This is a genomic window from Psychrobacter sp. KH172YL61 (assembly GCF_007182895.1).
GTDB lineage: Bacteria > Pseudomonadota > Gammaproteobacteria > Pseudomonadales > Moraxellaceae > Psychrobacter > Psychrobacter pacificensis.
On sequence record NZ_AP019516.1, the window covers coordinates 777,311 to 804,239 of the forward strand.

The window sequence follows — 26,929 nt, forward strand, 5'->3', positions numbered from 1 at the left end:
TCATCCATCATAAAAAAGCTATATATCCACTGCACATATTTTTATCAGGTAGTATGGATAGTACTGAATAGCAATTTATTCCTTTTTCTACTGCACTTTTATATTGCACTACGCAACACGAGTTGATGATCCATGGCAGAAGCACAGCTAAGTCTCAATCTGGACATTAAGCATGATGCAAGTCTTAGTGACTTTGCCGGTCCTGGTTGGATGTCTATTATTGATGCAGTGCGGCAATTACATGTCGGCCTGATTGGTCAGTTATACCTGTTTGGTAGCCCTGCGACGGGTAAGTCTCACTTGCTCTCCGCTATTTGTGAGTCATTTATTGAAATGGACAAATCAGCCATTTGCTTGTCGCTCAATGAATTGATCCATACCGACGTCCATGTATTATCTTCTTTAGAAAACTTTGATCTGATCGCTATCGATGATTTAGAAGTGCTTGAGCAAAGTAGTCAGTGGCAAGAAGCGCTGTTTCATCTAATCAATCGTAGCCGCGAAGGGCAGCGCCAGCTTTTATTTGCAGCCAATAAGCCGGCTGGCGACTTACCGTTTCAATTGAGAGATTTATTAACGCGCCTAGCACAAGCACCAGCTTTTAAGGTGCCTACTGGTCATGATTTAGCAGACCGTCAAGCACTGCTTCAGTCCATTTTGCGTCGGCGCGGCTGGCAGTTTGATGATCGAATTATTAATCATTTATTGACTGAAGGGCCACATCGTATCGGTGCAATGATGGAAGTGCTCAATTATATACAGCCAATGTTTTCTAACCTTGGCCGCAGTAATATATCAAAAGCGGTGATCAGTGACGCGCTGCGTACCATTGATGAGCAAACGCTTGCAGCAGAGCTGGCTGATATAGCCCAAGAGACGCAAGTAGACAATGTGACGACGGATCAAGACCAACATACGATGCCACTTGATTTTTAGTCGTAAAATTTTTAATTGTAAGACTTTTAGCAGCAAAAATACAAATAACAGTAAGAATACGAACTTTTTATCCAACCTGCTTTCACTATTAATGGAATAACCTATGAAATCGAATGCTTCTTTGCTAAAAAAATTGACTATTGGACTGTTGTTTGTGGGTGCGACCTCAGTCTCTGTGATGTCACAAGCCGCTGTGACGCTATTGGTTGATGACCATATCAAAGTGACTGCCATCAATGGACAAGAAGTTCAGCAAAGTCTATTTCAACCACTAACTAAAAAGTTTACCCTTGAGCCAGGTCAACACGCTATCACTGCTAAGTATGACCGCTTATATAACTTGCAGCGTGATGAGCATGATTACCTGCGTTCAGGTAACGTCAGCGTGACGGCGGAATTGGCAGATAACCAAACGTATCGTTTGACGATGCCGAACCAGCCAGAAGATTACGAAGCCGCTAAAGATTATGCTAAGCAGCCAACACTCGCTATTCAGCAGAACAATACAGTTATCGCAAGTCAACAGGGTATGGCTGGTAATCAAGGTGGACTGCTTTCAGGACTTGGTAAGGCGCTAGGTGGTGTGTTTGGTGGGGCGGGCGATGCAGAATTACAAAACCAACGTGCGATAGCAGCATTAGATCAACCAGCAGCAATGCCAAACAATACTAATGTTGGTACGACCAATATCAAGCAAACCACGAGTGTGAATACCTCTACCAATACCTTAGATTCATTTATGCAGATTTGGCTACAAGCAACACCTGCTGAGCGTGAAAAGATGCGTCAATGGATTCAACAGTAAATCAATCTGTTACAGATCGCTGAGCATAAAAAAGCACCCAGCTGGGTGCTTTTTTATGGTTCTAAGTTTTACTGTTATTTGGATTTATTTAAGCTAAGTGTGATCAGCTTAGTAAAGTATTAACCCAAAAAGGCATTGTACATCCATACCAGCTTTTCTTGCTCTTGTACGTATTCATCAACCAGATCAGCGGTACCCTGATCGTCGCTTTCTGCTGCTAATGACGATACTTGACGCTGCTCGGCAATGAGCGCTTGTAAACCAGTTACTACGCCTTTAACGCAAGATGTACCATCTTTGACGTTTTTGTCTTCGCTGATGCTCGTGTGTTGTGCAAAATCGCTGTAAGCGTGAAGTGGTGTACCACCCAGCGTTAAAATACGCTCAGCGATCTCATCAATCTGTAACTGTAGCGATGTGTATAATTCTTCAAACTTTGGATGCAAAGTAAAGAAGTGCTCACCTTTACATTCCAATGATAGCCACGTACATTTAAGTAAAACACATGGTACGTTGATAGCAGATTGTTTAATTGAGCGATAACTTCGCTCATGTCAGCTTTTTCTAAACCGATCTGGTTAGTAGCGTTATTAGTATTACTCATAATATTGTCCTTATAGTGTGAGTGTTGTTATATAAAATTGAAGAAAGACGAGTAGTAGTTAATTAGCATAAAAATAAAAATATCTTAACTTTTATTAATATCTATATAAGCTCTAGCTCTTCCTTTGATGCTTATAATAATAGCAAACTATCATTAGTAAGTTAAAGATAATAAATTTACTTTTACAATTGGTTTTATAAAACTATAATTGAGTCTCTCTATCGCTTTTCTAAACGATAGAGAGAGCTGATAACCTTTATGCTGGCGGCTGCAAGTTTTCAGGATTTAAGCCTTTGACCGGAACCACTTCTTGTAGATGTTGACGTACCGTATCGATAGGGAATTTTTGCGCTTGCAAACGTTTCGGAAGAATTTGGCTACCTTGCTGGCCTTTCATCTCAAACATCATAAAGATATAGTCGTTAGTCTCGTCCCAGCTCTTGATAGCAGTCCACGGAATAACCGCTTGCTGGTCGCACCTGCACGCATTTGCATACCGCGCATTTGCGAGTTTTTCATCATCTCAGGCTGGTTGCTTGGCATTGCCATGACCAGACCATGTTTTTGTACACCAAGCTTCATTTGACGCATTTCATCTGGCATCTCTTGATCAGCAATTTGTTTTTCAAACTCTCTTTTTACATACCATCTAAAGCCTAAAGTACGCGCCAATAGATAAATCACCACACCAACGAGCATCAACCAAAAAATGATGGTTGAGTAGCCTGTTACAAAGATCAGTCCTGCAATAGCGAGTACCACAACCACAGCCATAATGATCCATTCTTTGGTCTTAAAGCTTGACAGACCAAAAGAGGGGCTGGCACTGGCAAACAGTTCATATTGGGCTTGAAGGAATTCAGCTTCAGTTAGGTTTAAGGCGACAGGTTGGAGCGTGTAAGGATACAGGGCCATAAAGGTTTCTCAGATGCTTATGTTAAAAGTTTTGGGTTTACATCGCCAAAGCCAAGTCATGATGTACTACTTGGCTGTAGGTAAATAAAGGTATGCGCTTATCTTACCGAAAAGTACTCTTAAATGAAACATATAAGCGGATCTGTTCACTGATAGCGGCGATATTAATGGCTTTAATAAAGGTAGATGATCCTTATTAAAGTAAGTTGAACATATAGGATATGCATTTCGGGTAAGTATGACTGGCTATGAATAATGAAAGTAGTAGCCCAAAATCACGCTAAAAGCGCTCAAAAAAGCTCAAAGCATGGTCAAATCTGCTGGGTCTTGGTATGATAGCGGCACCCATATAGTTTGATAAAAAATATGGCAGCATGGCAAGGTAGTTATTGAGTTATGAAGCTTTGCAATAAGTATAAGCTGACCAATAATCATACTAATAATGTTTAAACTTCTTATTCACTTTTAGTGTTACAGGCAACGATTATGATTGATCCAAAACTCTTACGCGGCGATTTAAGCGATTTACAGCAACGACTGGCCACTCGTGGCTATACGCTTGATATGGAGTTTTGGCAGTCGATTGAATCCGAGCGTAAGTCTCTACAAGTCAAAACAGAAGAATTGCAATCGCGTCGTAACGCTGGGGCTAAGCAAGTCGGTGCTCTAAAAAAATCAGGCGAAGATGCCAGTGAGCTATTGGCTGAAATGCAAAGCGTTAGCGGTGAGATTAAAGCTGCTGAAGACGAGCTACGTACTCTGCAAGAGCGGCTGACTCAAGCAGCGCTGCAGATTCCAAATATTCCAGCGGCAGATGTACCAGTGGGTACGTCAGAAGACGATAACGTAGAAGTGCGTAAGTGGGGCACGCCGCGTACGTTTGATTTTTGAAATTCAAGATCACACGCATATCGGTGAGACGCTTGGTATGCTCGACTTTGAGGCCGCAACCAAACTGACAGGCAGCCGTTTTAACGTGCTAAAAGGCCAATTGGCGCAGCTGCATCGTGCACTGATCCAGTTTATGCTCAACACCCATACCATAAAATACGGCTATCTTGAGACCTATGTGCCTTATATTGTCAATAGCGATAGTCTAAAAGGGACGGGTCAGTTGCCTAAGTTTGAAGAGGATTTGTTTAAGCTAAGCAATCACACGAATAACGATGAGATGGATTTTTATCTGATTCCAACAGCAGAAGTGCCAATGACCAACTTGGTACGCGGAGAGCGTTTGGATATCAAAGAGCTACCGCTAAAATTCACCGCCCATACGCCATGCTTCCGTAGTGAAGCGGGCTCGCATGGCCGTGATACCCGTGGTCTGATCCGCCAGCATCAGTTTGAAAAAGTCGAAATGGTCAATGTTGGCACCAGCGATCAGTCTGATGACTTGCTAGAGGCAATGACAGGGCAGGCCGAATATATCTTGCAGCAGCTTGAGTTGCCATACCGCACGGTACAGCTATGTACGGGCGATATGGGTTTTGCCGCACAAAAAACCTATGACATCGAAGTATGGCTACCAAGCCAAGATACCTACCGCGAAATCTCTAGCTGCTCTAACTGTGGCGATTTCCAAGCGCGCCGTATGGTACGCGCGTCAAAGATGGCAAGCAAACTAGCTTAGCTCATACTTTGAACGGTTCAGGATTGGCGGTTGGTCGTACGCTACTAGCAGTGATGGAAAATCATCAAAACGCTGATGGTAGCATTACGATTCCAGAAGTATTGCGTCCATTTATGGGCGGTGCTGAGACTATTTCAGTTTAATAAATGGACTATAAGTAATGAGCTGCTTGTCACTTAGGTCACTTGTAGCTTGTTACTGATAGCTTAAATTAAAATCTATGACTGTCTATCGTTTAACAAAACTGATGTGAGTCATTGCTAAATAGAAACGGTATTGTCACCGCATTTTTGGCTAGGCTCATAGCAAATATGTTAATATTGCATTTTTATTTTATAGCCTATCCACTGAGGACGCACGCCGCGTTTTTGATGGATCATCCTCTGAGTAAACTCTCCTCTTATCTTTATACGACTCATTCGAATATTAGGACACTCTATGCCAGCTCCAATTAGCGAACGTAAACTAGCCAATGCCATCCGTGTACTGTCGTTTGACGCGGTTCAAAAAGCCAACTCTGGACATCCGGGTGCGCCAATGGGTATGGCTGATATTGCCGAAGTTTTGTGGCGCAAATTTTTGAAGCACAATCCAGCTGATCCTAATTGGCACAACCGTGACCGCTTTGTACTGTCAAACGGTCATGGCTCGATGCTTATTTATTCATTGCTACATTTATCAGGTTATGATGTCAGCGTTGATGACCTCAAAGGTTTCCGTCAGCTGCATTCAAAAACCCCAGGTCACCCTGAGTATGGCTATACCCCTGGTGTTGAGACGACGACTGGTCCTCTAGGCCAAGGTATTGCCAATGCTGTTGGTTTTGCGATTGCAGAGAAGACACTCGCAGCGCAGTTCAACCGCGACGGTCATAATATCGTTGATCATCATACCTATGCGTTCTTAGGCGATGGCTGCTTGATGGAAGGCATCAGTCATGAAGTGTGCTCGCTCGCTGGCACATTAGGTCTTGGCAAATTGGTATTCTTCTATGATGACAATGGCATCTCAATCGATGGTAATGTTGAAGGTTGGTTCACTGATGATACCGAAGCGCGCTTTGAGTCGTACGGCTGGCAAGTGATCAAAGTCGATGGTCATGATACTGATGCGATCACGCAGGCAACTGAGCAAGCAATTGCAGAAACTGCTAAGCCAAGCCTAATTATTTGCAAAACGACTATCGGTGCTGGTAGCCCAAACAAACAAGGCCTTGCGGCAAGTCATGGCGCGCCACTTGGTGATGACGAAATCGCCTTGACGCGTGATGCGCTGTCTTGGAAGCATGCCCCATTTGAATTAGATGACGAAATCTATGAAGCGTGGGATGCCAAAGCCAAAGGCGATGTGCAGCAAAAGAACTGGGATGCTGAATTTGAAGCGTACAAAAAGCCTATCCAGAGCTTGCAGCAGAACTATCACGTCGTCTAAATGGTGAGTTGCCTGCTGACTTTGCTAGCCAAGCGAGAGCCTACATTCAGCAAACGCAAGAAGCGGGCGGTGATGTTGCTAGTCGTAAAGCCAGCCAAAACGCGATCAACAGCTTGCAGCCATTACTGCCAGAACTACTAGGCGGCTCAGCAGATTTAGCGGGCTCAAACCTCACGTTATTCAAAGGCGCTAAAGGCATCGAGAAAGACGCTGACGGCAACTATATCTATTATGGTGTGCGCGAGTTCGGTATGACCGCGATTGCCAATGGTATTGCATTGCATGGCGGCTTTATCCCTTACGTAGCGACGTTCCTGATGTTTATGGAATACGCACGTAACGCGGTACGCATGGGCGCACTGATGAAGCAGCGCGTCATCCACGTCTATACGCATGACTCTATCGGTCTGGTGAAGACGGCCCAACGCATCAGCCAGTTGAGCAATTGACGAGCCTACGTACCACGCCAAACCTACGTACATGGCGTCCTTGTGATGCGACTGAATCTGCAAGCGCTTGGGTAGAAGCAATCAAATCAGAAAGCAACCCATCCGCATTGATCTTTAGCCGTCAAAGCTTGCCACATCAAGCACGTGATAGCGAGCAAGTCGCGAACATCACCAAAGGTGGTTATGTACTGGCAAAAGAACAAGGCGAGCTACAAGCCATCATTATCGCCACCGGTTCAGAAGTTGGCCTAGCGATGGAAGCGCACAAGACGCTTAGCGAAAATGGTGTTGGCGTCCGTGTGGTGTCTATGCCATGTGCTGAGATTTTCGTTGAGCAAGAGGCGAGCTATCGCGAAGCGGTATTGCCTGCCAATATCCGTGCTCGCGTCGCAGTGGAAGCCGCGCATGTGGACTACTGGTATAAGTTCGTTGGTCTAGATGGCAAAGTCATTGGTATGACCACTTACGGCGAATCTGCACCTGCCAGTGATTTGTATAAAGAGTTTGGTATTACAACTGACGCGGTGGTTGATGCGGTAAATAGTTTGGTGTAATTTTGAACTAAAAACCGTTTGTAAGACAGCACATATAAGATAGACTGAATGCGTTCAGTCTATCTTTTTTGGGTAAAATTATGAGTGTAGCTCTATATCTCGACTTAGCAAATTATGAAGGGAAAGATGTCTATCAAGAAGTCTTAGCTGCACATATTGAGGATATTAGACGCATACTAAAAGACTGCGAGGCTTTAAAAAATTATGATGCTAATTTAACTAAAGTAATATCTACAGACATAGAAGAGCCTATAAAGAATACAGAAGATGGTCTACTCAAATCAGTATTTACTAAATTAAGTATTAAGAATAATAAGCTAAACTTTACTTTCGTAAAAGAGCGTATAGAAGAATGTAACGAGGTTGACATCCATGAAAGGCTGACATCTAAACTATGGAGTCTTTTTGCTCTCAGCGTTTGTAATGATCATCTATTGTGGTTATTGAATCGAGGGGGAATTAACAGTAGCTGAATATCGTTCTTTTTTTACAGAGATAGGGATGCAAGTGTCATCTATAGACCAACCTTACTATCATCCCTTTTTACCATGAAATATATTATGTTGATGACGTAGTAAGAGTAGGTGAGCATGAGCAAATAATTATCAAAGAGCAGCTGTATCCGACTATTATGTTTGGTGCATTACAGTTTTCGAGGGGTGGAGTAATTATCTACAATCATCCATGCGTAGATAAAAGCTTGGCTGAAAAAGTGATATGTATTTCACCAATCATAGAGATAACCGATTATGTCATGACTTATCTCATGGCTGGGGACATAATTCGCGCTGGCGAACAGACTTTGTTAGAAACTACGAGACAGAAAAGAATGGAAATTCAACGTAGATGGAGAAGAAGATCTTTCAAGTGCTGAAAGCTATAAACAACATTATCAGCAATATAATGATGAAATACCAGTATCGGTACCAGCTGCGAAAGAGTTATTAGTTAATCGGTGTTTTATACATAAAAATAGTATTCCACAAGAAATACAATCAGACTTATTTCCTTATGATTGGCATATAGACATTGCTAAAGACAACTTTAATTATGTGCAATGGAAGAAGAAACATTTAGTAGACAGGTAGTCATCGGTAGCTAACTATTAAACGACATAAACTAAAATTCAATATTTTCTAAGATGATAAAATCATGACAAGTTGCACGACTTCTATTAACTCGCAAAAGCCATTCCTTACGTCTAATCAACCGACTGTTGAAACGGTAAACGTGCTCTTAACGTTAGATGATTTTTTCTCCGATAGGTCAGAACAGGCGAATCCTGATGAGTTAGATGGTTTGACCAGACATCAGGACTTTAAATATGAAAGAGAGCTTCGTAACTGTAATCTTGATTATTCGATAAACAGTCTTAAGCGAGTTGATGATTGGTTGCTAACGGTTAAAAATAGACTGCCTGAATTTACAGAACATCGAATCTTTTCTTTAGAATACCCGCTGCACAATAGCTCGACTATTGAGATATTGAGCTATTATTTAGGTGAAGTCATTGGGCGAGCTCGTAGAGAAGTCCCAGTTTGGTACTCTGATGCAAGCGATCATTGTATAGGGAGATCAGGCCGCACTGGCTGAAAACATGTTTGTCGATTTTGATAGTGATATCCAAGATTTGTGTGATTTTTTCGTTCCTAAGCAAGTGATTTACCAAGCATTGATAATAGCTAGTGACGATGGGGCATTACAAGACCAAACAATTTGGCAAAGTGTGTTGGAGCTAGTTCCATCTACTATATTAAGCAATACTGATTTCAACCAGCCTTTGCCACCCGTATCCACTATGGAGTTGAAGTTTGACAGGGAGATTGAATTTGCTAATTTAGATCGAGCGGATTTAGCTTACTTACAAATGATGCCTCCAAAATGGATGAAAGACGACGTCTTGTATGAACAAATGAATCAATTGGCTAAGCTATATAAAACAGGCAAAGTAGTATGGGCTCATGTCGTCCAAGCAAATAAAATGCTATGGTCTTTTGATCAGACATATTCTTGTCCTGCTGAAGTCTTATACGATCCAACAGGGCGAACACCAGTTTCTTATCTAGCAGAAATTGCACATGAACTTTATACTTTTAAAAATACCATTCCTGATACGGATGATATAGAAATATCAAAGTATGCCGAGCACATAACTGACGAACATACTAGAATGCATGGTTTTGACATTCCTAATAGCATCACGCCTTTACCATTAAAGTCTACCAGTATATTCGTTTGGCGGTTACATTTACCCAATGGTATTTTACAAAGCTCATTCCCTATTTTAATCAGTGATGAAACAGCTGAGGTTACTGTACTTCCTGCCAAATTTTGGGACCCAGCTTATTACGATCAATGGATTCAAGACAGTTATTTTGAAGAAGATATGTATTATGGCGTACGAAAACTTTATGAGAGTGATAATCCTTGGAAAGGATATGAGAAGCACCTTCGGCCACAAGTGACTGAGCTTATTGATGACATTCCAAGCTTAGCTAATGAAGTCACCTTCAACAGCTATAAGCCTACTTCAACCGATATAGCCTTCGTTACAGCTTCAATTCAGCAGAATTTTGCAGAAGCAAAACAAGAAAGTACAAGCTTCATGAAAATTGTCATTGGTGTAATCATATTTATAAATATCTTATATGGGCTTAAATCTTTTGTTTAGTAGATGTCAACCTAATAAGCCATGCTTTGAGAAATCCACCATGTCCCTAAAATCTAGCTTTAAAGGTTTCCTCGGTGAAACCGTCATCAACGTCGCCATGTGGCTCAAGCTTGAAAAAGACATCTATCACCGTCTAAACAATGTCACTTTGCCATTAGCCAATGGTGGTAGTACGCAAATCGATCATGTTATCGTCTCCGTATACGGCATCTTTGTGATTGAAACCAAAAACTATAAAGGTTGGATATACGGTAGCGAGAAGCAAAAGCAGTGGACACAAGTTTTCCAAAATGGAAGTAAATTCAAATTCCAAAATCCATTGCGTCAGAACTACTTGCACATAAAGACGCTCGCTGATTTATTAGACTTGGAGCTGAGCTACTTTCATTCGATGATTGCTTTTATCGGTGAGTGCGAGCTAAAAACCCGTGATGAGCTACCCGAACACGTGTTAACAGGTGGTATGGTATCTTATGTGAAGAAGAAGCAAGATAAAATACTCACCGAAGACGAGGTCACATCTATCGTCGAGCAGATCGAGAGCAATAAATTTAGCAAGTCATGGCGCACCAATCGCCAACACAAAGCCTATCTAAAAGACAAGCATAGCAATGCTAGCAAGAATACTGATAACCCTACACCTGAGTCTATAATAAAAGAAACCGTTGATAGAACTATCCTAAAGAGTAGAGAAGTGCATCGATGGTCTGGTCAAACTGAGATTGAATCTAGCGAGTTACCGATCGATAGTTTGAATACTCAGCAGACCATCACACCGCCTACCAGTATGTCGCATGACATGGCCAATAAACTGTTTATGACGCCGTTTGAGATTGTAGAATCTGAGCCAAAAGTGAATAAACCTGAGATACTTAAAGCGACAGATCATGACGCTAATATCGATCAAGCGCCAATCTGCCCAAGATGCAACGGCGAGATGATTAAGAGAGTAGCAAAAAAAGGCCAGAATCAAAGTCAGACCTTTTTGGTTGTATCCAATTTCCTAAATGCCGCGGCGTAGTAAATATTGATTAACTACTAGTCACATTACCCGTATATCTCTTCCAAGCGCAGACAAGCCACCAATCGACCATCCCATTCGCGCAGTTGTGGCTCGATTTCGCTGCACTGCGAGGTCGCATATGGACAGCGTTTATGTAGAGCGCACCCGCTTGGCGGATTAAGCGGGCTTGGTAGCTCACCTTGTAGCGTCAAATCTTTCTTTTGGCCATTTACTGTTGGTGCGGCCGCCAGTAATGCGATGGTATACGGATGTTTTGGCGCATTATAGATCGCTTCTTTGGGCCCGTGCTCGACCGCTTGACCCAAATACATCACCATCACATCATCAGCGACATGACGTACGACTGACAAGTTGTGTGAGATAAAGACGTAAGCGGTACGATACTCATCCTGCAAATCCATAAACAGATTTAAGACCTGCGCCTGAATCGATACGTCGAGCGCGGAGGTCGGCTCATCAGCGACGACAATTTTTGGATTGAGCATCATGGCACGGGCAAGGGCAATCCGCTGGCGCTGACCACCCGAAAACATATGTGGGAAACGCCCAGCATGTTCAGGACGTAGACCCACGTTTCTCATCATCTCATTGATTTTGTCACGCTTTTCTTCTTTCGACAGGTTGGTATGAATATTCAACGGCTCTGTCAATTGATAGGCGATAGTATGGCGCGGATTCAAGCTACCATAAGGGTTTTGGAAGACCATTTGAATTTCGGTACGTAAGTTTTTGAGCGCCTTTCTACTATAGCCAGTGGTGCCTTCATCGTTGATAAAAAGCTCGCCCTGCGTCGGCTGCTCAATGAGTGTCAGCTGGCGGGCAAGGGTAGATTTGCCGCAGCCAGATTCACCAACGACTGCCAATGTCTTGCCAGCCTCAAGCTCAAAAGAGATACCGTTCAGCGCTTTGACGTGCGCTTTTGGTTTGCCCAATCCTTGTGATACCGGATAGTGCTTATGTAGATTGTCTGCTTTTAAAACCACTTTATTACTCATACTTGTGACTCCAAAATAGCAGCGTGAGAGATAGGGGTGCGAGCAGTAGGATCGGCATAAATGCAGCGCACTTTGCCATTTGGTGTGTCCAAAATAGGCGGCGGCACGTCACAAGCAGGCTCTTTATATGGGCAGCGAGGAGATAATAAGCACCCGCTTGGGCGATCATATTGACTTGGTACGACCCCAGGCAAGCTATTTAATCGTTCTTGTCCGATAGCCAGCTCAGGAATGGCTTGTAAAGGGCCTCTGTATAAGGGTGTGCAGGATGTTGGAAAACCTCTGGCACGGTACTGGTTTCAACCACTTGTCCAGCATACATGACCGCGACATCACGCGAGTTTTGTGCAACAAGGCCCAAATCATGGGTAATCAAAACCATCGCCATTTGTTTTTCGCGTTGCAATCGACCGAGCAAGTCCATAATCTGCGCTTGTACGGTGACATCAAGTGCGGTGGTCGGTTCATCGGCGATGAGCAGTTTTGGTTCACACGCAAGCGCCATCGCAATCATAACGCGCTGGCTCATACCGCCTGAGAGTTGATGTGGATACACTTTGAGTCGGTTTTTGGCGTCAGGCATTTCGACCAACTCTAACAGCTCTAATATGCGTGCCTGTACTGCCGAACCGCGCAAGCCTAAATGCTTGCGCAGTACTTCACCTAACTGCATCTCAACGGTAAAGCTTGGATTGAGGCAAGACATCGCGTTTTGAAAGATCATGGAGATGTCTTTGCCAATGATGCCGCGTTTTTCTTTGGCAGGCATACTGATCATATCTTTATTATCAAACATCACACGCTTTGCGCGGACGGTGGCAGACGGCGGCAGTAGCCCCATTAGCGCCATCATCGTGACTGACTTACCTGAGCCGGATTCACCAACGACAGCGATGACTTCACCTTGTGTGATTTTTAAAGACACATCATCGACAGCACGAAAGGCACGCTTTCCTTGACCAAAAGTGACCGACAGATTTTCGATGTCCAATAACAGCGGCGCGTCTGTTGTTGATGCACCATTCATAGAAGTATGAGCGGTAGGCGTTTTAATTAAAGTATCAGTCATCTTAGGTCACCTGCTTTAATTTGGGATCGAGCGCGTCACGCAGGCCATCACCCGTCAAGTTAATCGACAATGCAGCCAAGAAGATAGCGACACCTGGCCAAATAGCGAGCCAAACGTTACTTTGAATGTATTGACGAGCCGTACCGAGCATCGCGCCCCATTCAGCATCAGGTGGCTGTACCCCAAAGCCTAAGAAACCAATCGCACCCGCTTCTAAAATAGCAGAGGAAAAAATCATCGTTGCTTGTACGATGAGCGGTGCCATGCAGTTGGGTAGAATCGTGATAAATAATAAACGCAGCACACCAGCACCCATCACCTGCGAAGCGATAAAGTACTCACGTTGCAACTCCACCATCGCGGTGGCGCGAGTCAGACGAATAAAAGGCGGCGTACAGACCAGTGCAATCGTAATAATCGTATTGGTCATAGAGGGCCCTAAGATAGCGGCAATGATGATCGCTAGTAGTAAGCTTGGGTATGACATCAAAATATCATTGACCAGCATGACCGCTTTGCCCCAAACTTTGGGCCAAAAGGCAGCACTAAGTCCTAAAGAGATGCCGACCAACATCGCAAGGGTCGTCGCGCTCAGACCGATAAACAGAGAGTAACGCGCGCCATACATCACCCGAGACAAGGTATCTCGTCCAGCATCATCCGTGCCTAGCCAAAACATCGCATCACCACCACTTAAAAAGGCTGGCGGCAGCTGCTCTTGACCCGTAAACAACTCGTAAGGGGTCATAGGGGGCAATTGCGGGCGCGAGTATGGCAACAATAACCATTAGCATGAGAATAATAAAACCCAACACCGCGCCCTTGTTTCGGCAAAGGTCGATAAAAATAGCTGCCAAGACGATGGCGGTGTGGCAGCCATCAGATTGACATCAGAGGGGGAGAACAGAAGGCTTCATGAGCAGTTCCTATAGTGGCTAGCGCAGTGACATTTTTTAGAATTTTGTTCCTAAAAAGTACTAAGCATTGCTAAAACATCACTTCAGCGCCAATCATCACTATTTATCATATGAGTATTTATCAATGTGACATTGCAACATTAAGAGGTATGTCGAATACGCGGATTGATCAGACCATACAAAATATCAATAAATAAACTGACCAAAATCAAGGCAGTGGCGACCAACAAAATGCCGTTTTGCACAATGGGGTAATGACGAGTGAAAAAGCCATCGAGAAGCCAATTACCAACACCCGGCCAGCTAAAGATAGTCTCGGTAATAATCGCGCCTGCAAGCAAGGTTGCCATTTGTAAGCCAACCACAGTGACGACAGTGATTAGCGCGTTACGCATCACGTGTACCATGATCACGCGGCGTGGCGATAAACCCTTGGCGCGAGCCGTACGCACATAGTCTTCATCCAACACTTCCAACATCGCAGAGCGTGTCATCCGCGCGATCATCGCGAGTGGAATGGTCGATAAGGCAATCGATGGCAAGATAAAGTGTTTGACCACATTCCAAAAAGCGCCCGGTTCCCCTGAGGTGAGAGAGCCAAGCAACCATGAGCCGTACAAGGGATGGACATCCAAGAACTGTGCGACAGAGATCACACCAGCAACGGGTAAAAGGCCAAGATAGTGAGCGAATATACCTGTCAGAATAGGGCCTAGTAAGTAGATCGGCATCGAGTATCCTGCCAGCGCCCCTGACATCAGAGTATAGTCAATCCAAGTACCACGGCGTAGTGCGGCAAAGATACCCAAGCTCACACCAATCACACTAGCAATGACAATCGCACATAGCGCCAACTCTAACGTTGGAACGAAGTGCGCAAAAAAGTCTTGTAACACAGGAGAGCGAGTACGAAAGGATTGACCAAAGTCACCCGTCAATATACCCGTCAAGTAATCCCAGTACTGAACGATAAGGGGTTTGTCTAATCCCAGTCTTTCTAGGGCGCGAGCATGTAGCTCTGGATCCACCATACGCTCACCCATCATGATTTCGACTGCATCGCCTGGTACGAGACGGATTAGAGTAAAAGTCGATAGCGTGAGGCCAAGATAGACAGGAATAAGAATGGCGATACGGCGCAGAATATAAAGTAGCATAGGCTGCTCAATAGTTGTGATTCAATGAGTGGAGTAGTAGCAATGAATGAGGTCGTCCGTGACCATGCCCTTAAATCAAAAGTACTTAAATCAAAAGTACTCAGGTGAAAGGTGCTCAAATGAAAAGTATGTGGGTCAAAAAGCAATCAACTCATATAAATACGGCTGGAACAGAGGTTCTGAGCCAGCCGAATACAAATCAAATAATAGTGCATGTCGTACCGGACGTAATTAGCTAAGGTTATTCAACGTTCACGCCATCGAAGCGTACAGCACCAAGTGGACTGATTTTGAAATCCACAACGTTTGGTGCAGTGAATACGGTGACTACCGAATGCGCCATAGTCGTCCAAGGAAGCTGCTCTTTGAAGATCTGCTGAGCTTGTACATAGTCATCCACACGCTCATCTTGATTGGTGACCTGACGTCCTTTCATGACTAAATTATCAAAGTCTTTATTACACCAACGTGAGTAGTTATTACCACCGACCGCGTCACAAGACAGTAATGAGCCCAACCAGTTATCTGGATCACCATTATCACCCGTCCAACCTGCCAAGATCACATCAGGCTCGCCTTTTGCCGCGCGTTTTAGGTATTCGCCCCACTCATAAGTAACCAGTTTGGCATTGACGCCAATCTTCGCCCAATCTGCTTGGAGCATTTCAGCCATGAGTTTGGCATTAGGGTTATATGGACGTTGAACAGGCATGTACCATAAGTCGATGTTCATATTGTCCGCGCCAGCTTCTTTAATTAGCGCTTTTGCTTTTTCAACATCATAAGGTGCATCTTTTAAAGAGTCGTCATAACCCCACTGCGTAGGCGGCATTGGGTTGGTTGCCTTGAGACCTTCGCTTTGATAGACAGCATTGATGATCGCGTCTTTATTGATCGCCATATCCAATGCTTGACGTACTTTAAGATCACTTAGCTTCGGCTTTTCAACGTTGTAGCCCACATAACCGACGTTAAAACCTGGTTGATCAAGAACGGTGGCTTTACCAGATTTTTTGACCGATTCAATTTCGGCAGGTTTTGGATATGCCGATACATGACATTCACCCGCTTGAACTTTTTGCGCACGAACGGCTGAATCTTTAGTAATAACAAACACAAGGTTGTCGATGTAGATGTTGTCTTTGTCCCAATAGTCTGGGTTTTTGGTATAACGGATTTGCGCGTCTTTTGATAGGACGTAAAGACGAAAGGCCCAGTACCAACAGGTTTGTTATTGATATCTGGCTCATTACCAGAGGCCATCAACTGATCTGCATATTCAGCAGAGTTGATATAAGCAAATGGCATCGCTAGGTTTTTGTAAAAATGGGGCATTGACTTCGTTAAGCGTGACTTTGACAGTATAGTCGTCGACCTTTTCGATATTTGAGATGATATCAGGTAATCCCATGCCAACTGAATAGGGAAACTCTGCAGGGTAAGCTTTGTTAAATTCAAAGTCTGGGTTGGTGAGACGTTTTAATGTAAAAATCAGATCGTCTGCGTTGAAATCGCGACTTGGTGTGAAATAATCGGTTTTACCGAACTTGACGCCTTTACGTAGATTAAAGGTGTAAGTCTTACCATCTTCGCTAATATCCCAGCTTTCAGCGAGTCCTGGCTGAATTTCAGTCCCATCTCTTTTAAACTGTACCAAACCGTTATAGATAGGATAAGCACTCGCATCAAAATCGGTGCCGGCGGTGTACTGTGCGGGATCGAAACCAGCTGGGCTGCCTTCTGAACAATAAAGTAGGGTTTTAGCGGCTTTTGCATCTGAGCTGGCAGCAGACTCGTCAGTGGTTTTATTGTCGCCACTACAAGCACTCATACCCAAGATAAGCGTGGTCAACAGCGTCAGTTTAAAGAATGATTTTTGCATTATTACGTCCCATGTAATGATAGGTAGTTGCTTATAAAGTGCTATGCCTGTTTAAAGAATTAGCAAACTTTCAACTGCTTTTGGTATATTTATTTTGAAGATATATTCTTTACAAAAGATACATATATAAAGTTGAGAAAGATTTAATTTATATAATGTAGAACATATCGTTATAAATAAGTCGTTTGAATATACTCTCATAAATAGCGATAATGCAAGAAATCTTTGAAATAATTTAATAAAAAAGACGATTTCTATTATTTTAGAGAGCTAATACACCCAAAAAGGTAACTTTTACGAATTTTGACAGTAAAATTCATAATAAAAAGTTATTAATATACATATATATTAATAAATTAGTTACTTTTCGGATACAAATATTTTTATTGTTGTGATGATAGACAAACGTATAAATGACAATGATTTGTAAAAATCAGTGAATTATTGAGCAGCTGCTGACTATTTGGTGCGGTAGCTATTAGATGCTGTGGTTATTAAGTGCTGCTATGATTTGTTTTTATTAAATCAGCCAGTTTTTCCCCAATATCATAGGACAAGCTAAGACTGTCATATGGGGTACATTATTTAAGATTAATGCTACCTAGTTTTGCGTCAAACGTCCTTATATCGTACAGATTTCTGAGCGTACGATAAAGCGTTTGCCTTCAGGGATTTCTAACGAAAAACTCGCACCGCGACCATTGACGACATCAATGGTCAAATCGGTATGCTGCCATAGATTGTATTGTGCGCGTCCCATATAAAATGGACAGCCAACAAGCTCACCAACCAGCACATCCTGACCGCCTACCTTAAACTCTCCTAATGGATAGCACATCGGCGAGCTACCATCACAGCAGCCACCTGACTGATGAAACATCAGCTTTCCATGCTTGGACTTTAGTAGCTCAATCAACGCCTTACACGACTCTGTTGCTGCCAGTTTCATATCGTACTCCTTCTTATGGCCCATCCATGGTTTATATAATTGCTCTCTAGTATCAGTATGCCACAGTCAAATCAAAAGGTCGCATCATCTTCAGACACATCACAACTGGCATATGACTAAAAAGATACGACCTTCGGCTGATAATTGACAGTTGGAATAACTATGTAATAAGAAGCTTATAACACTGTCATTTTGCTATCCGTTATTGATTATAGTCGATGACGATACGACCTTCGATTTTGCCATTACGCATCCGCTCAAAAATATCATTGATGTTCTCAAGCGGCTCAGCTTTGACGGTCGCTTTGACTTTGCCAGCCGCTGCCATATCTAACGACTCTTGTAAGTCAAGACGTGTGCCAACGATAGAGCCGCGTATAGTGATACCATTGAGTACAGTATCAAAGATTGACACCGGGAAGTCGCCAGTGGGGAGCCCGTTACATACTAAAGTACCACCGCGACGTAACATGCTTAAGGCTTGATCAAAAGCTTTTGATGATACTGCAGTGACTAACACGCCATGAGCGCCACCGATTTTTTCTTGTAGCAACTCGCCTGGGTCTGTATTTTTGGCATTTACCGTCACTGTTGCCCCCAGCTTTTTGGCGAATTCAAGTTTTTCGTCATCAATATCAACAGCAGCAACATTGAGCCCCATGGCAATGGCATATTGTACAGCCATGTGACCAAGGCCGCCGATACCTGAAATAACAACCCAGTCGCCTGGCTTGGTGTCGGTCATTTTAAGTCCTTTATATACCGTGACGCCCGCACATAAAACAGGGGCAATCTCGATAGAGTCGACGCCTTCAGGGATGATACCGACATAGTCGGCATCTGCAAGGACGTATTCTGCAAAGCTACCGTTCACTGAGTAACCAGAGTTTTCTTGCTTTTTACATAAGGTTTCCCAGCCACCCAGACAATGCGTACAGTGACCACAAGCAGAATAGAGCCAGGGCACACCGACTCGGTCGCCTTCTTTGACGTGATGGACGTTGTCACCGACCGCCGTGATTACGCCAACACCTTCATGGCCTGGGATGAATGGCGGGTTTGGCTTAACAGGCCAGTCCCCCCTCAACCGCATGTAAATCAGTATGACAGACGCCTGAGGCCTCCATTTTTACTAAAATCTGACCGGCACCTACGGTTGGGATGTCGACTTCTTCGATTTTTAAGTCTTGACCGAACTCATGTAATACAGCGGCTTTCATTTTGTTAGTCATGATAAGTTCTCTTTTATGGGTGATTGATAGATGTCGATATAAAAAGTTGTTGCGATGTTGCATTCAAAATATGCAAACACCTTATTTTGAACGCAAGACTGCTACAAATTTTTCCTGCTGTGCGCCTAAGCGCATTAGAGGATATAAAAATTCGTTTCAGTTTTTTTTATTTAGATCGTTGTAGCGAGCGGGCTATGTAACACTTGTGATAACCCGCTCCATGATTAGAAATGATGGTTTAGAAGAAGCCCATTTTTTAGGGCTGTACGACACCAGCATGTTTTTGGTTTGCTGATAATGGTCGAGCATCATTAAGTGGTTTTCGCGTCCAATACCGGATTGCTTATAACCGCCGAATGCAGAATGCGCAGGGTAGATGTGATAGCAGTTGGTCCATACGCGTCCAGCTTGAATACCACGTCCGAAGCGGTAAGCTTTGTGTACGCTACGTGTCCATACGCCCGCGCCTAAACCATACAAGGTGTCATTGGCAATCTGCATGGCTTCGTCATCGTCTTTAAAAGTAGTCACGGCAAGGACAGGTCCAAAGATCTCTTCTTGGAACACGCGCATATCGTTGGTGCCTTCAAAGATCGTTGGTTTGACGTAGTAACCGTCGGTCAAATCGCCATCGTGCTTAGCCTGTTCGCCGCCGACGAGCACTTTTGCGCCTTCTTTTTACCGATATCAAGATAAGATAGGATTTTCTCTAATTGATCTGAGCTGGCTTGCGCGCCAATCATGGTGTCGGTATCTAATGGGTTACCCATCTTGATGGCTTCAACGCGGGCGATACAGCGTTTGATGAATTCATCATAGATGCTCTCATGAACGAGTGCCCGCGATGGACAGGTGCAGATTTCACCTTGGTTCAGTGCAAACATCACTAGACCTTCGACAGCTTTGTCCAAGAAGTCATCGTCCTCATCCATAACATCGGCAAAGAAGATGTTAGGGCTTTTGCCACCAAGCTCTAACGTCACTGGAATGATGTTTTCGCTCGCGTACTGCATAATGAGGCGGCCAGTGGTAGTCTCACCTGTAAAGGCAACTTTATTGATACGAGGGTTTGAGGCAAGTGGTTTACCCGCTTCGACACCAAAGCCATTGACGACGTTTAGCACGCCTTTTGGCAAGATATCAGCGATGCCGATGGTCTCTAACATGAACAGAATAGAAACTGGCGTTTGTTCGGCTGGCTTTAGAACGACACAGTTACCAGCAGCAAGGGCAGGTGCTAGCTTCCATACGGCCATTAGGATAGGAAAGTTCCAAGGAATGATTTGACCGACGACACCAAGTGGCTCATGAAAATGATAAGCCACAGTGTCTTCGTCAATCTGACTGATACCGCCTTCTTGTGCGCGAATGGCGCTGGCAAAATAACGGAAGTGATCAATGGCTAGAGGGATGTCGGCTGCGAGTGTCTCACGAACAGGTTTGCCGTTTTCGTAACATTCGGCAATCGCAATCGCTTCTAGGTTGGCTTCCATGCTGTCAGCTATTTTGAGTAACAAGTTGGCACGTTCAGTAACACTGGTTTTGCCCCATGCGTCTTTGGCAGCATGCGCCGCGTCTAGGGCTTTTTCGATATCGGCTTCTTTTGAGCGGGCGACTTGGCAAATAGTTTTACCATCGATGGGGCTTGTGTTATCAAAATACTCTCCATCGACAGGAGCGGTCCACTCACCATTAATAAAGTTATCGTATTTTTCGCGGAATTGGACCGGACTGTTTTCAGTGTTGGGATAAGCGTATAACATTAACCACTCCTTGTTGTGTATGTTGGTTATTTAAAATATGACTATTTAGAGATAGCCATTTTAGAGATAGCCATTGAAAAATAAACCCTTGGTATTCCTAACCAATTTATTATTCTATCGTACTGAACTTTTGTACAGGACGATAATGACTTTTTCTAATGATATAATTTGTATCACAAAACTTTCGGTTATACGATATAGGGCGGTTAAAGTGGTTCGCAAAGCGGATGCAGCTGTTATAATTGTGAGCATCTACTTTGGCTTGCTGTGGTCAATTAATTAACCAGAGCGGCTTTCTTTTTTATACTATTTCTTTTCATAATATTGGTTGGTTTGGGTCTATGCGTCAATCTTCTGCTCTTGATATTCTAAAAACAGGTCAAAACGTCTTTTGACTGGCTCAGCAGGTTCAGGTAAGACGTATACCCTCAATCAATACATCGATTATCTGCGCGCTCGCCGTGTACCGGTTGCAGTCACAGCCAGTACCGGTATCGCTGCTACCCACATGAACGGCACGACGATTCATAGTTGGTCGGGTATTGGTATCAAAGATGAGCTGAGCGACCGAGATTTGACCAATTTATCTCGTAAGCAGTTTTTGGCAGACAGATTAAAAGACACGGCAGTACTGGTCATCGATGAGATATCGATGCTACATGCCAAGCAGCTCAACTTAGTCAATCAAGTACTCAAGCATGTCCGCAAAAACGACAAAGCCTTTGGCGGCATCCAAGTCGTCGTCGCAGGAGATTTTTTCAGTTGCCACCGATTGGTAGTAAAGGCGAGAGCAATCGTGAAAAGTTCGCCTTTATGTCTGAGGCGTGGCTCGATGCCAAATTTCATATTTGCTATCTGTCAGAGCAGCATCGACAGGTTAGCGAAGCGGCAAATGGCGGTTTAGACTTAGATGATATTCTCAACCAAATCCGTCGTCAGGAAGTGACCTTTGAGGCGATTGCCGCTTTAGAGAATACTTACGATCAAAGCGTCGATATCAAGCGTACTCGCCTGTACACGCACAATCTCAATGTCAATAAGATTAATGACAAGGAGCTGGCACTGTTAGACGGTGAGATGATGCGTTTTGAAGCCACAACCACGGGCGATAGTAAGCTGGTTGAAACCTTAAAAAAGACCGTACGTACTCAAGACGAGTTGGTTCTCAAGGTGGGCGCCAAGGTCATGTTTATCAAAAACAATGCCGAGCTTGGGGTGTCCAACGGGACGATGGGTGAGCTGATTGGTTTTGCTGCGGTCAAAATAGAGGATAAGGAAAGTAGTGACGCGTTAATCGAAGACGATAGCAGCGATGACATTGATGAGGAAGCTGCTGGCGAAAAAACGGCAAAAGCTAAGAAGTCCGCTGCTAAAAAAGACAAAGAAAAGCCAAAGTCGAAGAAACCAACGACCCAGAAAATGCCTGTCGTGCGGCTTAATTCAGGACGAGAAGTCATCGCTGAGCCTGAGGAGTGGATCATCGAAGATGAGACGGGTGAGGTGCTAGCAAGTTACTTACAAGTACCGCTGTGTCTGGCATGGGCGATCACCATTCACAAGTCGCAAGGCATGACCCTCGATGCCGCTGAGATTGATTTATCGCGTACCTTTGAGTTGGGACAAGGTTATGTGGCCTTATCACGTCTCAAATCGCTGGCAGGATTGCAGCTACTGGGTATGAATGATATGAGCTTGCAACTTGATCCACTGGCACGCGGCGCAGACAAGCGGTTTTTGGTCCTGTCTGAAGAGGCTGATGCCAACTATGCGATGCTGGATGAAGAAAGTATGCAGCAGGCGCATGAGAAGTTTGTTTTAAAGTCAGGTGGTACGCTCAGTCAATCCGTGATTGACGCCTATGCCGCGCTGCAAAAAAAGCGCCGCGAACAGCAACAAGCGCAAATCGATAAAAAACAGAAATTAGGCAATCAAGTCTCTGACAAATCAGAGAGCACTTTGCTTGCAACCAGAGTGCTATTAGAAGAGAGCTTGACTATTGCGGAAATCTCGCAAGCGCGTCAACTATCGCAGTCCACCATCATGCGCCACATCGGCGAGCTAAAATCACAAGATCCAAGCCTTGCCTGCGATCATCTGCGTCCAGAGGATGAGGTCATGACAGCGGTTGGCAACGCTTATGTCGCCATCAAAGTTGCCAATAACCCAAACGATTTTAATGATGATGGCAGTATCAAACTGCGTCCGATATTCGATCATCTCAAGCAAAGCATTGACTACAACACCATTCGTTTGGCATTGATTTTTATCACGCCATAGTTTGTTATGACAAGATAGTTTGTTATGACAAGATAGATTTTACGACACTGTCGGTTTTTTGAACAAAAAATATTGAACCAACTGTTAGAGCACGTCTAAAGCGACAACGCCCATTCTTTATATCCCTTTATAGCGATATCTTTTATGCCTGATTTTTCTAGCGCCACTTATCAATTGACCTCTGACCCAATAGCGGCGACCTATCGTACCACTGGTGAGCACTCACAGCCATTGAGAGTGGCTATTAATGGTTTTGGTCGTATCGGGCGCAATGTACTGCGTGCCTTGCTAGAGCGCTTTGAAGTATTAGGACGTGCAATCCATGTCGTCGCGATTAATGACTTGGCACCAGCAGATATTTTGTTGCATTTATTAAAATTTGATAGCACGCATGGTCGCTTAAGCCGCTTGGGGGTCAGTGCTGATATTATCGAGAGCGGGGCCGATAATGAGCATAAAACTCAGCTCTGTCTCACCAAAAACACTTTGACTTATTGTATCAATATGCTTTCAGAACCCAATCCACAAAACCTACCTTGGCAGTCGCTAGGGGTCGATGTGGTACTAGAGTGCACCGGTCACTTTCGCTCGTATGAGCAAGCGATGCTGCACATCCATGCAGGCGCACAGCAGGTGATCATCGGTGCAGCGCCATTCGATAATGTGGATGCTTGTATCGTTATGGGGGTCAATACAGATGCGCTCATGCTTGATTTACCGATTATCTCCAGCGTTTCTTGTACCACGCAGGCATTGGTGCCGCTGATTGACACATTGGATAAAGCGTTCGGCGTCAAGTCCGCTATGATGACAGAGATTCATGCGGTTACCGCCGATCAGACGGTGCTCGATCAAGCGCATCGAGATCCCAGACGGGCGCGTGCTTCTGGCTACAATATTATCCCAACGACCTCGAGTAGTATTGCTGCGACGGAGCGGGTATTGCCAGCGATGGCGGGCAAAATAAATGGACATTCAATACGGGTGCCCACCATCGATGTGGCAGCGATTGATGTGACCTTTGTATTTGATACGCCAGAGGTCAGCGTTGATATTATCCGTGACGTCCCTTCAATCTGCCAGTCAGACGCATTTACGTGACATCATGGCTTATACGGATGAGCCATTGGTCTCTAGTGATTTTATTCATCAAACTGAATCGCTTATCATAGATGGTCAGCAGCTCATGCAGGTAGGCGAGCAGTACAAGGTTTTTGCGTGGTACGATAATGAATGGGGTTATGCCAACAGACTGCTCGATATGTGCCTGCATCTGGCCTCAAGCAAGCGATAAACCAGTGGTTCAAAGGTATTTGCAAATTAATTGAATTTTTTTTAGATTAGGGGCTTGCATTATAAAAGTATATCTATATAATGATGCACCAATGGAGACGTGGCAGAGCGGTTGAATGCACCGGTCTTGAAAACCGGCAAGGGTTCATAGCCCTTCGAGAGTTCGAATCTCTCCGTCTCCGCCAATGCTAAAAAGCCCCAATCAGTGATGATTGGGGCTTTTTTTATGGTATATTTTATAAATACTGGACGACAGGCTCTATAAATGTAATTTGCGAATTTATTTTGCACTAATTTGTAGTTCATTCTGCACTAAGTTTTTATAAATTATTCTGCACTAGGTGTTCCATTCAAAAAATAGTGCGATGACATAAATGCCTCGCACCACTACTATATAGTTAATAACTATAGCTCATGCCTGATACTCTTTAAATAATTCTCAAAAAGCAGCAAACCCAACGGCGCTAATTTATCCTGCCAAAGTGATTTGATAGTATCGTTATTATCTATCTTTACACTAGCTTGATCAACAACCACACCCGTGTCCCACCCATCATCTAACTGGTATAAAGAGCCACCTGTCACAACTTCACCTGCATTAAAGGCATCGGCGATAGCATTTTTCCCTTTATAAGCTGGCAAGAGACTTGGATGATAGCCTACAGCACCAAGTCTAGCCTTAGCTCGAGCATCAGCATCCACAAAGCAGTAAGCATGTGCCATCAATATCACGTCGATGCCATCTGGTACTGCGTTTGTCATCAACGTTTTACTATGAGTAGTCACGGGGATAGCTAACCTATCAGCCAGTATCGCCGTTCTATCATCAATACACGGTACTGATACTAATATGACCTCAATACTATCTATATCAGTGCAACGCTTAAGCAGTTGCTCAGCTAACCATTTTTGACCGACTATCATCACTTTAATCATAGTCAGCCCCTAAATAACGAAATCCTTGTACGGCGCGAAAGTGGCCGCCGTATTTACCACCAGCAGTGAGCGCGCGGGAAGCTCTACCACCATGTAGCTGCCCGCTAATCTGCGTCCATTTCGGATTGCGTCTTAGAGCAGTCGCCAAGTTTGGATGGCTAGTGTGAAATATAGTACGCAATGGCTTGTTATAACGATTTTCAGCATTTAACCAGTGTTCACATACCTGATTAAGAAAACGCATACCGATGCCTGCACCTTGCCACTCAGGCATTACTACCAGTCGACATGCTCGTGCTTCGATGAGACCAGGGCGCGTTGAGACTGCAAGATGAGCGACTAGCTCTCCATCGACTACAGCCACATAGTTGGTAGCAGCAATCATAAGTGGCATTTTTAGATAGTGATGCGGCTCAAACAAGTGCCAAAACTGCCAGTTGGTTTGATAGATTTCGAATGTAATAGGTGGGCGTTGCCAAAGACGCCCCCGTGTAAATTCACCTTTGGAGGTGTCATACACCCAATCTGGCTGTAGCCAATCAAGCACATCATAATGGCAGGTTAAAAGTACCGCCTGCTTACCTTTTGTACGACGCCAAGACTTTGCAAAGGCATTAGCCCCGATACAAGCAATCTGACGATCAACGACACTACTAAATTCATCTATGATTAGTCGTTCAGGCTCATCGGCTAAAGCACGAGCAAGATTGGCACGGAATTGCTCACCATTACTCAGCACATGATATGGTCGTAGCCATGCGGGTACTGTACCTAGACCGACTGCTGAAAGACACGCGGTGGCATCATCAATACTGCCATCGACGGCTATCTGATCAATGATGGGTTTTGTCTTATCCCATTTGGGGCTATGGATAGGAGTACCGCGCCATAGCTTCTTACCGATACTCGTTTTACCAGTGCCTGAGCCACCGACAATGACGCCAATCTGCCAATCATTGTCTTCAATGGGTAGGTCGGCAGTGATATGGACGTTTGCGCCTTGCTCAACATTGAACAGGCTTTTAATACGAGCGGCTCGATAGCTATCGTGATCAGTACACTGATGATGGATATCAATCTTCATACGACCACCACCTTAAGGCTATAGCCTTGCGTGTTAAGTTGATCGTACACATATTTTTGATGAGATTCATCATCACAATTTACGATGACACCAAACTTAGGCTTATATTTAAAGCCATTTTTAGCAGGTGCTTTTGGGTCGACCTTTTGAGTCTTTTTGCGTGTGGCCACGAGATATTCCTTGTTTAGTTTGAGACTCGTGGTCTTCTGTTTTGCTGAAATTAGCGGCGTTCTCGACGCTCAAGAGATTAATAGTTTTACAACGGCTACATTTGATAGATAGTTTGTCAAAATTGCCGATTTTGAGTAGTTTTTTGCCACACTCTTGGCATGAAATAAACTGCATAATTTTTCCTG

At 44.1% G+C, this 26,929-nt stretch carries 17 protein-coding genes, 1 tRNA gene and 8 pseudogenes; 10 read left to right on the plus strand and 16 right to left on the minus strand.

Annotated features, from left to right (window positions below):
- Nucleotides 1-132 precede the first annotated feature (132 nt).
- Both hda and PKHYL_RS03985 read left to right on the plus strand, forming a co-directional pair.
- Nucleotides 133-936: a DnaA regulatory inactivator Hda gene (hda, locus tag PKHYL_RS03980; RefSeq protein ID WP_071002113.1), complete on the plus strand. Its 804-nt coding sequence runs from the start codon at nt 133-135 to the stop codon at nt 934-936.
- Nucleotides 937-1,039: 103 nt separating this feature from the next.
- On the plus strand, nt 1,040-1,741 hold the full coding sequence (locus PKHYL_RS03985; RefSeq protein WP_071002112.1) for a DUF2057 family protein: 702 nt from the start codon (nt 1,040-1,042) through the stop codon (nt 1,739-1,741).
- A gap of 119 nt (nt 1,742-1,860) precedes the next feature.
- Here PKHYL_RS03985 and PKHYL_RS03990 read toward each other — a convergent pair.
- Nucleotides 1,861-2,345, minus strand: a pseudogene (locus PKHYL_RS03990) (Dps family protein).
- A 256-nt stretch (nt 2,346-2,601) separates the two neighbouring features.
- Nucleotides 2,602-3,260 (minus strand): annotated as a pseudogene (locus PKHYL_RS03995) (YcxB family protein).
- 486 nt (nt 3,261-3,746) lie between these two features.
- On the opposite strand from PKHYL_RS03995, the pseudogene serS reads away from it, so the two are divergent.
- From serS to PKHYL_RS04020, 5 genes and pseudogenes are all read left to right on the plus strand, one after another.
- Nucleotides 3,747-5,033: pseudogene (gene serS / locus PKHYL_RS04000) on the plus strand (serine--tRNA ligase).
- Nucleotides 5,034-5,328: 295 nt separating this feature from the next.
- Nucleotides 5,329-7,324: pseudogene (gene tkt, locus PKHYL_RS04005) on the plus strand (transketolase).
- A gap of 80 nt (nt 7,325-7,404) precedes the next feature.
- Complete coding sequence (locus tag PKHYL_RS04010; RefSeq protein WP_240366028.1) at nt 7,405-7,797, plus strand: hypothetical protein; 393 nt, start codon at nt 7,405-7,407, stop codon at nt 7,795-7,797.
- Nucleotides 7,798-8,921: 1,124 nt separating this feature from the next.
- On the plus strand, nt 8,922-9,995 hold the full coding sequence (locus PKHYL_RS04015; protein ID WP_240366029.1) for a hypothetical protein: 1,074 nt from the start codon (nt 8,922-8,924) through the stop codon (nt 9,993-9,995).
- A 40-nt stretch (nt 9,996-10,035) separates the two neighbouring features.
- The gene (locus tag PKHYL_RS04020; RefSeq protein ID WP_240366030.1) at nt 10,036-11,016 is read left to right on the plus strand and encodes a nuclease-related domain-containing protein; all 981 of its coding nucleotides are present in this window, start codon (nt 10,036-10,038) and stop codon (nt 11,014-11,016) included.
- Between the two features lie 26 nt (nt 11,017-11,042).
- Here PKHYL_RS04020 and PKHYL_RS04025 read toward each other — a convergent pair whose 3' ends face one another.
- From PKHYL_RS04025 to PKHYL_RS04075, 10 genes and pseudogenes are all read right to left on the minus strand, one after another.
- Nucleotides 11,043-12,014, minus strand: a complete 972-nt coding sequence (locus PKHYL_RS04025) for a peptide ABC transporter ATP-binding protein (protein WP_071002104.1) — start codon at nt 12,012-12,014, stop codon at nt 11,043-11,045.
- Nucleotides 12,011-12,208 carry a hypothetical protein gene (locus PKHYL_RS04030; protein ID WP_240366031.1) on the minus strand — a complete coding sequence of 66 codons (198 nt, stop codon included), beginning with the start codon at nt 12,206-12,208 and terminating at the stop codon, nt 12,011-12,013. The genes PKHYL_RS04025 and PKHYL_RS04030 overlap by 4 nt, the downstream gene beginning before the upstream one ends.
- A 5-nt stretch (nt 12,209-12,213) precedes the next feature.
- Nucleotides 12,214-13,083, minus strand: a complete 870-nt coding sequence (locus PKHYL_RS04035; protein WP_240366032.1) for an ABC transporter ATP-binding protein — start codon at nt 13,081-13,083, stop codon at nt 12,214-12,216.
- Nucleotide 13,084: 1 nt separating this feature from the next.
- Nucleotides 13,085-13,831 (minus strand): ABC transporter permease, encoded by a 747-nt coding sequence (locus PKHYL_RS04040; RefSeq protein WP_240366033.1) that lies wholly within the window; start codon nt 13,829-13,831, stop codon nt 13,085-13,087.
- Nucleotides 13,832-14,140: 309 nt separating this feature from the next.
- Nucleotides 14,141-15,157: an ABC transporter permease gene (locus PKHYL_RS04050; protein WP_240366034.1), complete on the minus strand. Its 1,017-nt coding sequence runs from the start codon at nt 15,155-15,157 to the stop codon at nt 14,141-14,143.
- 241 nt (nt 15,158-15,398) lie between these two features.
- Nucleotides 15,399-17,039, minus strand: a pseudogene (locus PKHYL_RS04055) (ABC transporter substrate-binding protein).
- 622 nt (nt 17,040-17,661) lie between these two features.
- The gene (locus tag PKHYL_RS04060; protein ID WP_058023776.1) at nt 17,662-17,988 is read right to left on the minus strand and encodes a DUF779 domain-containing protein; all 327 of its coding nucleotides are present in this window, start codon (nt 17,986-17,988) and stop codon (nt 17,662-17,664) included.
- 202 nt (nt 17,989-18,190) lie between these two features.
- A complete protein-coding gene (locus PKHYL_RS04065; protein WP_240366035.1) occupies nt 18,191-19,075 on the minus strand; it encodes a zinc-dependent alcohol dehydrogenase in 885 nt (294 codons plus the stop codon).
- On the minus strand, nt 19,053-19,220 hold the full coding sequence (locus PKHYL_RS04070) for an alcohol dehydrogenase catalytic domain-containing protein (RefSeq protein WP_240366036.1): 168 nt from the start codon (nt 19,218-19,220) through the stop codon (nt 19,053-19,055). The genes PKHYL_RS04065 and PKHYL_RS04070 overlap by 23 nt, the downstream gene beginning before the upstream one ends.
- 339 nt (nt 19,221-19,559) lie before the next feature.
- Nucleotides 19,560-20,983, minus strand: a pseudogene (locus tag PKHYL_RS04075) (aldehyde dehydrogenase family protein); the annotation flags it as partial.
- 341 nt (nt 20,984-21,324) lie between these two features.
- Between PKHYL_RS04075 and PKHYL_RS04080 the strand changes: the two are divergent.
- The 3 genes and pseudogenes from PKHYL_RS04080 (at nt 21,325) to PKHYL_RS04090 (ending at nt 24,738) form a co-directional block, all read left to right on the plus strand.
- Nucleotides 21,325-23,260, plus strand: a pseudogene (locus PKHYL_RS04080) (AAA family ATPase).
- Between the two features lie 144 nt (nt 23,261-23,404).
- Nucleotides 23,405-24,554 (plus strand): annotated as a pseudogene (locus tag PKHYL_RS04085) (type I glyceraldehyde-3-phosphate dehydrogenase).
- Nucleotides 24,555-24,647: 93 nt separating this feature from the next.
- A tRNA-Ser gene (locus PKHYL_RS04090) sits at nt 24,648-24,738 on the plus strand.
- Between the two features lie 220 nt (nt 24,739-24,958).
- Here PKHYL_RS04090 and PKHYL_RS04095 read toward each other — a convergent pair.
- From PKHYL_RS04095 to PKHYL_RS18515, 4 genes are read right to left on the minus strand one after another with little or no spacing between them, the layout of a single operon-like run.
- On the minus strand, nt 24,959-25,489 hold the full coding sequence (locus PKHYL_RS04095) for a formyltransferase family protein (protein WP_240366037.1): 531 nt from the start codon (nt 25,487-25,489) through the stop codon (nt 24,959-24,961).
- Nucleotides 25,482-26,573, minus strand: coding sequence for a GNAT family N-acetyltransferase (locus tag PKHYL_RS04100; protein ID WP_240366038.1), 1,092 nt, complete (start codon nt 26,571-26,573; stop codon nt 25,482-25,484). The genes PKHYL_RS04095 and PKHYL_RS04100 overlap by 8 nt, the downstream gene beginning before the upstream one ends.
- Nucleotides 26,570-26,743, minus strand: coding sequence for a hypothetical protein (locus tag PKHYL_RS04105; protein WP_240366039.1), 174 nt, complete (start codon nt 26,741-26,743; stop codon nt 26,570-26,572). Before PKHYL_RS04105 ends, PKHYL_RS04100 begins: the two co-directional genes overlap by 4 nt.
- Nucleotides 26,694-26,918, minus strand: a complete 225-nt coding sequence (locus tag PKHYL_RS18515) for a Com family DNA-binding transcriptional regulator (RefSeq protein ID WP_083328859.1) — start codon at nt 26,916-26,918, stop codon at nt 26,694-26,696. Before PKHYL_RS18515 ends, PKHYL_RS04105 begins: the two co-directional genes overlap by 50 nt.
- Nucleotides 26,919-26,929 lie beyond the last annotated feature (11 nt).